Source organism: Acinetobacter sp. BSP-28 (assembly GCF_044130285.1).
Lineage (GTDB): Bacteria > Pseudomonadota > Gammaproteobacteria > Pseudomonadales > Moraxellaceae > Acinetobacter.
The window spans coordinates 17,342-28,591 of the sequence record NZ_JBIQOB010000034.1 but is presented as its reverse complement, the minus strand read 5'-3'; the positions used below and the strand labels follow the sequence as shown (position 1 = coordinate 28,591).

Genomic DNA, 11,250 nt, shown 5'->3' with positions numbered 1-11,250 from the left:
TACCAGTCGTTTTTTTAATCAACTGATGTGATTAAAATTGAAAACGTATTCCGGCACCATATAGCCATTCATAGTCAGAAGCTGATTCTGTTTGCCAATCCGTCTGTTCATTACCTTGCTGATATCCATAGGCTACATCAATAAAAGGCATCACCTTTTTATTGATTTCATAACGGGTTTCCAGTCCCAATTGTGCCGTACTTAAACCAGTTTTTTGAGCATAACTGGAGTCATCACTCAACACCACATTCAAGTCCAGATAAGGTTTAACAATCAATTTTTGCGTCAGCAGCACATCGCGTTCGGTTTCCAGACTCAAAGAGGTTTGCTGGTCCTGCCCGACATATAAATAGGCATTGGTTTCAAAAAAATACGGCGCCACTCCATGCACACCAATCACGGCATCGACTTGATTCTGATCGACTTCACGATTTTGGTCATTTCGATAACGTAGACCAGCCTGGACATCCCAAAAATCGGCAACATTGCGGCTGTACAACACTTTGGCATCATACTCGGCTTGTTGTGATTCAGCATCATCGGCATGGACTTTGATAAAAATCTTGTTTTCATCTGTCCCAATGCTAGTTTCAAGTTCTGACTTTAGAACCCCATCACCATCGTTATTGCGCAACCATCGACTTTCAACCGTGGTCTGCTGATAAATCTGTCCACCATGTTCTTTAATATGCTCTTCAGAGGCAGCATCATTTGAGTTGGCATTTTCATACACTACAGATGACACTGCTTTGGCTTCAACAGGTGTTTGAGCTGCTGTCGACATGGCATGATGACTCTCATGTGCAAAACTTTGTCCAGATAACAACAGTAATGAGGCACTCAATGTACTCATTGCAAAGAAATTAATGATGCGCATGTGAACCTCCTTGCTGAACTTGAGCTAAAGTTGCAGGTGTCGTTACTGTTTTATTGGCATCCACATTGGCTACCACCAGTTTGCTCATCATGCCTGATGACATGTGATACAGCAGATGGCAATGAATCGCCCATTCACCCAATTCGTCCGCTGTCAGTAATGCTGTTACCGTTTTACCCGGCGGCACAATCAAGGTGTGTTTATTCGGCATATTAGCACTACTTTGCCCATTTTCCAGCTGCATAAACATGCCATGCAGATGCATCGGGTGCGCCATCATGCTGTCATTGATAAATTTCAGCCGGATACGTTCACCATATTTCACCTCCAGCGGTTCAACTTCGGTAAATTTCTTGCCATTAATGGTCCAGATATAGCGCTCCATGTTGCCGCCCAAACGCACTTCTAGCTCTCTCTCTGCCGGACGGGTATCGGGCTGTGGAGTGAGTGATTTCAAATCGCTATATTGCAGTGCTTTATGCCCTGCTGGCGTTGACGCATTGGCCCAGCCATAAACTACTTGAGCCTTGTCAGCTGAGGTTGGTTGTTCTGTACGATGCGACACATGGCTTTGCTCATGTTGTTGCTCAGACTCAGGTTTTGTTGGCTGTTGAGTCTCATGTTGCGAATGCTCCTGCACGGCAGCATGATTCATCCGTATATGATCCATGGCTTGATGATTTGTTCCAACCATACCATGTTTCATCGATGAATGATCAATCATTTGATGCTGCATTGAGCTGGTGTCGTTTTGATTTTTACTACTTTGATGATCATCCATCTGGGCATGATTCATGTTCTTATGATCACCCGATGCCGAAGCATGTCCCATATCTTCCATGGTCAGTAAGGCACGTGGACGCGGCTTAGGCATGTGAATCGCATGTGTCACTGGAGAATTTTCATTGTGCAATGAACCAATCGCAAACCCGCTCCGGTCAATCGATTCAGCTTCAATTTGATAATGATTGGCCTTGGGTTCAACCATCACATCATAGGTCTCAGCGGTTCCTATGCGAAATTCATCTACTGGAACCGGCTGAACCGGCTGGCCATCAGCACTGACCACAGTCATTTTCAAGTCAGGAATACGGACATCATAAAAACTCATGGCTGAAGCATTGATAAAACGTAAACGGACTTTTTCATTCGGTTTAAACATGCCCGTCCAGTTCTGTTCCGGGGTTTTGCCATTGATCAGGAAGGTATAACCGGTGACATCGGACAAATCGGTTTTCAGCATGCGCATCTGATTCCACATGGAACGATCTTGCCAGGTACTTTTTAGCCCGTCACGTTTGACTTGCTTCAATACGTCGGCCACAGTTTCACGTTTATTTTGATAGTATTCAGCCGACTTTTTCAGGTTTTTCTGGATTTGATCACTGCTGGATTGATGAAAATCGGACAGCATCACCACATAATCACGATTAGCCTGTTCATGTGCTGCGAGCGGTTTTTTCCCTTTGGGATAAATCACCAAGGCACCATATAAACCGTCCTGTTCCTGTCCTTTGGAATGCGCGTGATACCAGTAAGTACCATTTTGCCGCACCTTGAAACGATAGACAAAATCAGCTTGCGGTTTAATCCCTTTAAACTGGTTAAAACCTGGCACACCATCCATCAGTCCTGGCAGCAATAAACCATGCCAGTGAATGGAGCTATCCTTGTTTTTCAGATTGTTATGCACATGAATTACAGCATCATCGCCTTCTTCAAATTCTAGAAGGGGTGCTGGAAATTGACCATTCACGGTAATTCGTTTTAAGGGCTTTCCGGTGATATTTACGTTCTGTTCATCAATGTTGAGATGATATTCTTTGACCGCGGCAAACGCCCACGATGATGATACTAAACAGACCCCGATCACGAGGCTTTGACTTAATTGTATAGACATGACTTAACCTATAATTTAAAAATAAAAAAGTTTTTTTAAATCAAGGTCAAGCTTTAGGGGGACGTAAGATCTGCTGCCAGAAACCGCTTAAATGCTGGGCGGAATAAGCAAAATTACGCTGTGGATGTTCTTGAATGGCGTGCAGATGCACTAAATGGTGTGCTTGAGAATCTAACCAGATACTTAAGCTCTGACAATGCAACTGTAGGCAATCATTACAATTGAAATGCTGTTTTTGATCGGTCATGCTCTGATGACAATCCTGATCATGTTGCACTTTTAGTTGTTCGACAGGATGATGCTGCATCTGCGGTTGAGTATTGACTGCATCATGGCAACCCGACATGGTCGTCATGGGCATTTTATCTTCATGCTGAATTGTCAATTCACTCATCATTTGCTGATGCATCGGCTGTTCCAATGCCAAGACAGCATTACTCCACCCGATGGCAAAAACCATCAGGAACACAAACCAAGCCTGTTTGCGTAATGAAGTTAGCACAGCATTATCCTTAGCCAATCCACAATAGAAGATAAATCATGTTCTTTTGATTTCAGTCTAACAGCATAACCAAGATCAAAGTTATACACAATTTTTAAATTTATGCTAAACATTGCCAAGTCCTGTTGGATAATGCCAACTTAAACAATAAAGTTATTTTTTAAACAGTCTTATTTTTAAGCATCGATGAATAAACCATCATATTTTTTAATATCTTAACAAGCTAAAAAAGGACTCATTTGAGTCCTTTTTATACATTTAATGTCTAATTATTAAACTATTGATCTACAATTGTTTATAAACTAATCAAGTTATCCATACAGTTATCTACACAGATATCCATATGGTTATCCATAAAGTTATCCACAACTTAGCAATAATTAATTGTAGATTATTAGAGATTAACTGAACCTACTTTTGCCAGTTCTGAACGCATTTCATCAATTACAGCTTTATAATCCGGCTTGCCAAAGATAGCTGAACCGGCAACAAACATATCGGCACCCGCTTCTGCAATTTCGCGAATATTGGCTGGTGTCACCCCGCCATCCACCTCTAAACGGATGTCACGGCCTGAAGCATCAATGATTTTGCGTGCCTGACGAAGTTTATCCAAAGTCATTGGAATAAATTTTTGACCGCCAAAGCCCGGGTTGACACTCATCAACAAAACTTGATCGACTTTGTCCAGCACATAGTCCAGATAATGCAATGGAGTGGCCGGATTAAACACTAGGCCTGCTTTGGCACCGCCAGATTTGATTAACTGTAAAGAACGGTCAATATGATGAGTGGCTTCTGGATGGAAAGTGATAATGTCTGCACCTGCTTCCAGAAAATCACCAATCATGCGGTCTACCGGTGAAACCATCAGATGCACATCAATCGGTGCCTGAATGCCATATTTTTTTAATGCCTTGCACACACCTGCACCAAAAGTCAGGTTTGGTACGTAATGGTTATCCATGACGTCAAAATGTACAACATCTGCCCCTGCAGCAAGTACATTTTCAACCTCTTCACCTAAACGGGCAAAGTCAGCAGATAAAATGGAAGGTGCAATTAAATATGGCTTGGACATGGAGAAAACCTGGCTATGCATTTGAATTGATTTTTCACATTATAACAAATTGCATCTGGCTGCTGTGATTCAATCCTGCTTATTCAAGCATTGATGTCATCAAAAAAATAAGGAGCTGTTGCTGCTCCCTACCTTTTGAATAAATCTGATGTTTAATCCGATGTTATACGTCCAGTTGCACTGCATGGAATTGAAGATGGTCATCCATAAAGGTCTGAATAAAATAATAACCATGGTCATAACCGGCATGTTCGCGCAAAGTCAGTGACTGACCTGCTTCGGCACAAGCCTGTTTAAATAAGGTCGGATTCAGCTGGCTATAGAATTGATCTTTAGCCCCCTGATCAATCAAAATCTCTTGAAACAAGGCACCTTTGGACTGAACCAGAGCGGTTGCATCATGCTTTTTCCATTCGGCCTGATCTACACCTAAATAATTTGAAAAAGCTTTCTCACCCCATGGACACTGGCTCGGCGCGCAAATCGGAGCAAAAGCAGATACCGATTTAAATTTTCCTGGATATTTAAAGGCCAGTGTCAGCGCACCATGTCCACCCATGGAATGCCCGAAGATGCCTATAGCATCCGCTTGCAGGGGAAAGTTTTGCTTCACCAGCTCATAAAGTTCATCGGCTATAAAGCTTTCCATTTGATAATGCTCAGCCCACGGCGCTTGGGTCGCATTGATATAAAATCCGGCACCCTGACCGATATCCCAGGAATCCCCTGCTGCTACCTGCTCACCTCGTGGTGAGGTATCCGGACTAATCAGGATTAAACCCAGTTGTGCTGCCAAACGTTGTGCATGGGCTTTAATGGCGAAGGTTTCTTCAGTACAGGTCAGACCAGCCAAATAAAACAGGGCTGGACAAGGCTGCCCGGTTAAAGCCTGATGGGGCAAGAAAATTCCGAATTTTGCCTGTCCCTTTAAACTCTTGGAATTAAAAGCATAAATTCGTTGTTCCCCATCAAAGCATCGATTATGTTGGATTAATTCCATCATTATTTTCCTTATGGTGCTGCTACACTTAATTGTGGAGTTTCTGTTTTGATTTCTGTTTTCAGGCTTGCTGGAAACAGGCGCTGTTCTAATTGCGGCAACATAAATTCCATATTTTTACCAATGGACCATTGCGGTTCAGAAGCTTCAAATCCTTGTGCTGTTTCCCATTGTGCCACTGTTTTTTTGGTCTGCTCAAAAGCAGCTTCTATAGTCATCTGCTCACGCATGGCCTGATCAAAAAAGGCTCGTCCAAAATAGGTGTAATCGGCTTCATTTGAACAGCCAAACGATGCCCGATCAGCCGCAGATGCGGTAATAATCAAGGTATTATCATCTTGTAAAGCCGGAACAAAACTCCCCGAATAACACGCCGAAATTACGATGACCCGCCAGCGAATACCGGATTTATCCAGAGTCTCTTTGAGCCATTTAGGATCGACATCATTCAAATCGATCGGCGCATTTTCCATTTCAAACTGATTCGGCAAGCCATGCGAAGTCATGTATAAAAATAATACATCACTTTCCTTGTTCATTTGCTGCCCGATACGGCGTAATGCCATTTCTATACTGGTACGTGAAGCGATCGGCATTTGAGTTCGGGTTTCAGGATTATTGATCAACGCCATCGAACGGCCAAAAGTACCGAAGCGGGTATCAAATTGTTCTTTAATCCGTTCTACTTCCGACATGAATACATCTTGATAGCCCGCACCAGCAATGCCCAAAAAGTACCAGTGCGACTGGGCAAACTCACCATATTGAATAGATTCCAGCGACTTGTTCAAGATCCGGCTTTGCGCATAAAAAGCATCTTCAGCAAATGTAGGCGGCGTTTCTTCAACTTTCCAGATCGGCTGGCTTTTCACCGACATTTGCCAGACCACAAGGGTGAAAAGTGTCGCAGCCACAATCAGTGCCCGCTCCCACCATGGCCATTTCAGTTCACGGGAAAATACCCACACTACAGCCAGACTTTGCCAGACAAACAGCACCATAAAGATGGTCGGCAAATAGTCATAGAACATGTAAGGCAATACATCTATATAGCCCAGATACTGGATCAAGCTTTGTAATAAAGCGATATGGGTATCCAGTACCAGCCACAACAAGGCCGGTACCAGCATCAGACGTGGATTATTAATCCGCTGTGAAAGAAAAATACCGACAATGAGCGCAATAAAAGGCCATAAAGCATAACTGATCAAGCCTTGAGGGTTAAACTCTCCCACTTCCCCGGAACTTAACCAACTGAATAAACTATTGGCACTGCCACCTAAAATTCCCCAAAAAATCAGTTGCAGAATGGACGGTCGAACAATTTGTAAAGATCGGCGCGAACCTAAAAAAAGCCACATCCCGGCAGTTTGGTTGCTCTTAAAATCATGCCAAAAATTGATGGAGGGTTTAAAGTCGATCATAGGATTTCAGGGTGGCTGTCGCTCGCGGATTTACAATCCAAGTTTATGCTTGATGGAATTTTTATCAATGCTGCTTTGGGACTATATAACAAATTAATGCACATTATTGAAGCAATTACCAAACTACTCTAGAAGATGATGCTGAAAGTAGGCATCAAAACGACAGGCATCTCCCTGCCATTGATGATCCGGCTCCAAATTAGCCAAATAGACAGCCAGACGCGGGCGCTTCACCACCACACGTTTCGCCACTTTTTGTGCCAGGCTTAACAGGTTATCGCCCAGATCCATTTCACCATGTTCAGGTAAGAGCATATGTAATAACTGCATCTGCTTTTTCACTTGTGCCTGTTTCTTAATGGCTTGCTGATTCTGATCACGCTGCGGAAACATCGGATCAAGATAAACCACATCTACCACCTGCTTCTGTTCTGCCTGCCGGGTTAAATAATCAGCTGAATCTGAGAAAACCAGATGAATTCGTGCCACAACTGAACTTAAAAAAGCATCATTTTGCGCATGGTTTTTGCTGTCTTCCAGCAAGGTAAACAAGATCGGATGGCGCTCAACCAATGTAACATCAGCACCCAAATGTGCCATCAACAGACTGTCATGACCTAAACCCGCAGTCGCATCAATCAAGGTCGGCTTTTCACCTAGGTTACAGGCCCGAGCAATCATTTCAGATTTTAACGATGATCGTTTTAAACGGGGCACTTCGGCTTGCCAATCGGGCTGCATCTTCATGCCATTGGCACATAACCACAGACCGGATTCATCTACACATAAAGCCAGTTCAGGATTTAAACGCAAAAATCTCGCATTCAGCTTTTCAATGGTCTCAACATTAACAGTGACTCCACGCGAAGAAAGCACAGCAGAATACTGCTGTGCTTTCTGTTGAAATGCCTGTTCTACAAATAAGCGGATCTCGCTTACCATAATTTCCAGCCTGTAAATGCAAAAAGTAAAATTAATAGACCAGAAGCAATGCGATACCAGGCAAAGACCATAAAATCACGTTTAGCGACATAAGCCACCAATACACGAATCAGAATTAAAGCTGAAACGAAGGAAACGATAATCCCTGTGGCTAAAACCGTCCAGTCTTCGGTACTTTGGAAAACATCATAACTTTGATAAAGATCAAGCAGACCTGCACCGACAATTACCGGAATACCAAGAAAGAAAGAGAATTCTGTGGCAGCCTTCCGCGATATGCCCAGGAACATGGCACCAATAATGGTTGCACCTGAACGTGATGTACCAGGAATTAAAGACAGCACCTGGATTAAACCAATCCAGATCGCTTCCTTATAGCTGATGTTCTCGACTTCTTCGGCATTTACCTTTGGTGGATGTTTTTCAATCCACATAATAATGAAACCACCCACGATCAAGCCGATCGCAACTGCAATATCATTAAATAATAATTCTTTAACTGCCTGTCCAAAAGTGAGGCCAACCAATACAATTGGGATAGAAGCCATGATCAGGCTAAAACCAAGATGACGACCTTTAGCCTCACCGGTAAACATGCCTGTCGCTGCGCCCCACAGGCGGGTCCAGTATTCATAAATTACCGCTGCAATCGCCCCCATTTGAATGGCGATCACAAATACATCGCTCTTTTCTTTGGTCCAGAAACTCATGAGTTCTGAAGCGAGAATTAAATGTCCGGTACTTGAAATAGGTAAAAATTCGGTAATACCTTCAACGATACCCATAATTGCCGCTTTCAGCAGCAGTAAAAGATCCATAGAAAATCCTGATTATGATTTGCCTTGTTCTGGAATTTTTTTCCAGGCATTGTCACGTAAATACACCGGTAATGCCTGTTCAGCACTCACCCAATGCTTTTGCTCCGCATGCGCGCGCGCAATGGTCGCAATGTCTTGTGCAGTCGCACTTAAGTCTTTGTATTGTATTTGTTCAGGCTTAATTAAAGCTGAACCCGAACCGACAAGTTCAAATTTAACGGCCTGAGAGGCAGCGCTATAATTTAACAATTGCTCCGCATCCACAGCCTGCATAATGCCTTGCTGATCCCGCTGAAAACTCGCGATATAGACTTCATTCATACGTGCATCCAGCACCGCAGTCACTGCCGTTAAACCTGCAATACGGTATGCTGCCTGTGCCAGGGCTTGTAAAGTTGAAATCGGAACAACAGGCAAATCATTTGCCCAGGCCAATGCTTGAGTAACAGCAGCATTAATTCGCACACCACTAAAAGAACCGGGACCACGGCTAAATGCAATTGCAGTTAAGTCAGCAGCAGACAATCCAAGCTGGGTAAAAGCCTGTTCGATCATTGGGAGAATCGTTTGCGTTTGTGCTTTTGCTCGCGCATCTAATTGAAAAAATAATTCTTGAGTGTCATCTACAATAGAAACGGAACACTGCTCATTGGCAGTTTCCAATGCCAGCAACTTCATGCACAACCTTAATTCATTTAAATATAAAAAACGTCGGATATCATACTCCACTCATCCGCGCTAGGCGAGATTTTCCATCCACAGGATACAAAAAAGCCAAGCGTTTGCTTGGCTGAATATATCTTTTCAAATCACAGTTCAACTGGCTCTAAATGCTGAAATTTTTTGAAATGTTCTGCATAGTGCATAGCACTCATTTTGAGTTTGACTTCAGCCGCCTCATCCAGCGTTTTGACAACTTTCCCCGGTGAACCCATCACTACAGAATTGTCTGGAATAACTTTGCCTTCAGGAATTAGTGCATTGGCGCCAATGATGCAGTTTTTACCAATGACCGCATGATTTAAAATTACGCTATTAATGCCAATCAGCGTGTTATCGCCAATGGTACAGCCATGCAACATCGCTTGATGCCCAATGGTGACATAGCTGCCGATCTGCATTTCAATACCTGCATCGGTATGTAAAACTGCATTTTCTTGAACATTGGTAAAATCACCCAGTTTGATCTTACTATTATCACCACGGATCACTGCACCAAACCAGACACTCACCTGCTTGCCCATTTCTACTTGACCAATCACTGTGGCCGTATCTGCTACCCAACCATCCCAAGGCTGATGTGTCGCTTGAGGTGTATATCCTTTAAATTTATAGATCATGGGGTGAAGTTCCTTATTTACCGTATTTAATCTTATTACTATAAAAAGCAGGCGAATTTAATAAAAACGGCCATTCCTTTTGATAATCCAAACCATACTGAAACAGTGAGACCAGCATCCGTGCCGTTAAGCCCCAGACAATTTCATTTTCCACACGCATACTGGGGAAATACAAAGACTGATGGGCATAACGCACTTCGTAGGGAATCGGAGGTGCATCCATTAAACTGCTCAGTGATGCAAAAAAAATGCGGTCAATTTCAGCTGGTTGAGGAGTCAATTCCACTTCAGGTGGAATCAGCCCGACCACAGGTTTGACCAGCATGCCATTACGGGCTTTTTGCATGGGCAAATCACCAATCAGTTGCACATCAAATGGATTCAGTGCAGTTTCTTCATAAGCCTCACGCAGAGCCACGACTATATTGCTGGTATCTTGAGGATCTCGCTTGCCACCGGGAAACGAAACCTCACCCGCATGATTGGATAAATATAAAGAACGGCGCGTGAGCAAAACTTTGGGATCGGACTCATCAGTAATGGCAATCAGTACAGCTGCATGAGCAGGTTTAATACGTGTAGAAAAGCGTAACCTGTGCTGTAATAATTGTATTAATGAGTAGTCATCCATGTGCTCCTGCTCCTGCTCCTGCCTCGTGCTTTATTTCATCATAGCTGAATTTTTATTCCAAAGGATAGAAATGATGCCAAAGTTGCATTTTTCAGTTATGCTGATCAACACCTTTATCATTGATGATGAATATGAATTTCTGTGTAATTTGCGGACATAAAACAACGGAAAAAATTCCACTCGGCGACCATCAATTACGCCGCGTTTGTACAGATTGCGGAAATATTCATTACGTCAATCCCAAAGTCATTTGCGGTGCACTAGTGCTATGGGAAAATAAGGTTTTACTTTGCCGCCGTGCCATTGAGCCACGCTATGGTTTATGGACCTTGCCTGCAGGTTATATGGAACTGTTTGAAACCATGGAACAAGGTGCTGCCCGAGAAACTCGGGAAGAAGCTGAAGCTGAAGTCGAAATTGAACAGCTCTATTGTATGTACAATATTCCCCGAATTGGACAAATTTACGTTTTGTTTAAAGCCAATCTCGTCAATGGAATATACGGTGCAGGTGAAGAAACCATTGAATCACGTTTATTTGAAGAACATGAAATTCCTTGGTCTGAACTGGCTTTTCCCAGTGTAGAACGGACCTTAAGACATTATTTTGAAGATCGTAAAACAGCTTCTTTCAGCATGCATTTAGAAACTTTGGGTACCCGTTTAGATCATACTGGTTAAAAACACTATAAATTTGCAATTCAATAAAAAGCCCATCATGTGATGGGCTTTATTT

12 protein-coding genes are annotated in these 11,250 nt (G+C 43.0%); 1 reads left to right on the top strand and 11 read right to left on the bottom strand.

Going from position 1 to position 11,250, the window contains the following annotated elements:
- Window positions 1–31: 31 nt before the first annotated feature.
- From ACE01R_RS16695 to ACE01R_RS16645, 11 genes are all read right to left on the bottom strand, one after another.
- Window positions 32–877 carry a copper resistance protein B gene (locus tag ACE01R_RS16695; protein WP_395552629.1) on the bottom strand — a complete coding sequence of 282 codons (846 nt, stop codon included), beginning with the start codon at window positions 875–877 and terminating at the stop codon, window positions 32–34.
- Window positions 864–2,777, bottom strand: a complete 1,914-nt coding sequence (locus ACE01R_RS16690) for a copper resistance system multicopper oxidase (protein ID WP_395552628.1) — start codon at window positions 2,775–2,777, stop codon at window positions 864–866. The genes ACE01R_RS16695 and ACE01R_RS16690 overlap by 14 nt, the downstream gene beginning before the upstream one ends.
- A 46-nt stretch (window positions 2,778–2,823) precedes the next feature.
- A complete protein-coding gene (locus ACE01R_RS16685) occupies window positions 2,824–3,279 on the bottom strand; it encodes a hypothetical protein (RefSeq protein ID WP_395552627.1) in 456 nt (151 codons plus the stop codon).
- A gap of 394 nt (window positions 3,280–3,673) precedes the next feature.
- Window positions 3,674–4,360: a ribulose-phosphate 3-epimerase gene (rpe, locus tag ACE01R_RS16680; RefSeq protein ID WP_395552626.1), complete on the bottom strand. Its 687-nt coding sequence runs from the start codon at window positions 4,358–4,360 to the stop codon at window positions 3,674–3,676.
- Window positions 4,361–4,523: 163 nt separating this feature from the next.
- A complete protein-coding gene (gene fghA, locus ACE01R_RS16675; protein WP_395552632.1) occupies window positions 4,524–5,360 on the bottom strand; it encodes an S-formylglutathione hydrolase in 837 nt (278 codons plus the stop codon).
- A gap of 11 nt (window positions 5,361–5,371) precedes the next feature.
- Window positions 5,372–6,784: a C13 family peptidase gene (locus ACE01R_RS16670; protein WP_395552625.1), complete on the bottom strand. Its 1,413-nt coding sequence runs from the start codon at window positions 6,782–6,784 to the stop codon at window positions 5,372–5,374.
- 123 nt (window positions 6,785–6,907) lie between these two features.
- Window positions 6,908–7,726, bottom strand: a complete 819-nt coding sequence (locus ACE01R_RS16665) for a class I SAM-dependent methyltransferase (RefSeq protein ID WP_395552624.1) — start codon at window positions 7,724–7,726, stop codon at window positions 6,908–6,910.
- Window positions 7,720–8,544, bottom strand: coding sequence for an undecaprenyl-diphosphate phosphatase (locus ACE01R_RS16660; RefSeq protein WP_395552623.1), 825 nt, complete (start codon window positions 8,542–8,544; stop codon window positions 7,720–7,722). The genes ACE01R_RS16665 and ACE01R_RS16660 overlap by 7 nt, the downstream gene beginning before the upstream one ends.
- A gap of 12 nt (window positions 8,545–8,556) precedes the next feature.
- Window positions 8,557–9,222: a tRNA (adenosine(37)-N6)-threonylcarbamoyltransferase complex dimerization subunit type 1 TsaB gene (tsaB, locus tag ACE01R_RS16655; protein WP_395552622.1), complete on the bottom strand. Its 666-nt coding sequence runs from the start codon at window positions 9,220–9,222 to the stop codon at window positions 8,557–8,559.
- A gap of 131 nt (window positions 9,223–9,353) precedes the next feature.
- Window positions 9,354–9,884 (bottom strand): gamma carbonic anhydrase family protein, encoded by a 531-nt coding sequence (locus ACE01R_RS16650; protein WP_395552621.1) that lies wholly within the window; start codon window positions 9,882–9,884, stop codon window positions 9,354–9,356.
- A gap of 13 nt (window positions 9,885–9,897) precedes the next feature.
- A complete protein-coding gene (locus ACE01R_RS16645) occupies window positions 9,898–10,515 on the bottom strand; it encodes an NUDIX hydrolase (RefSeq protein ID WP_395552620.1) in 618 nt (205 codons plus the stop codon).
- A 131-nt stretch (window positions 10,516–10,646) separates the two neighbouring features.
- On the opposite strand from ACE01R_RS16645, the gene ACE01R_RS16640 reads away from it, so the two are divergent.
- A complete protein-coding gene (locus tag ACE01R_RS16640; RefSeq protein WP_395552619.1) occupies window positions 10,647–11,195 on the top strand; it encodes an NUDIX hydrolase in 549 nt (182 codons plus the stop codon).
- Window positions 11,196–11,250 lie beyond the last annotated feature (55 nt).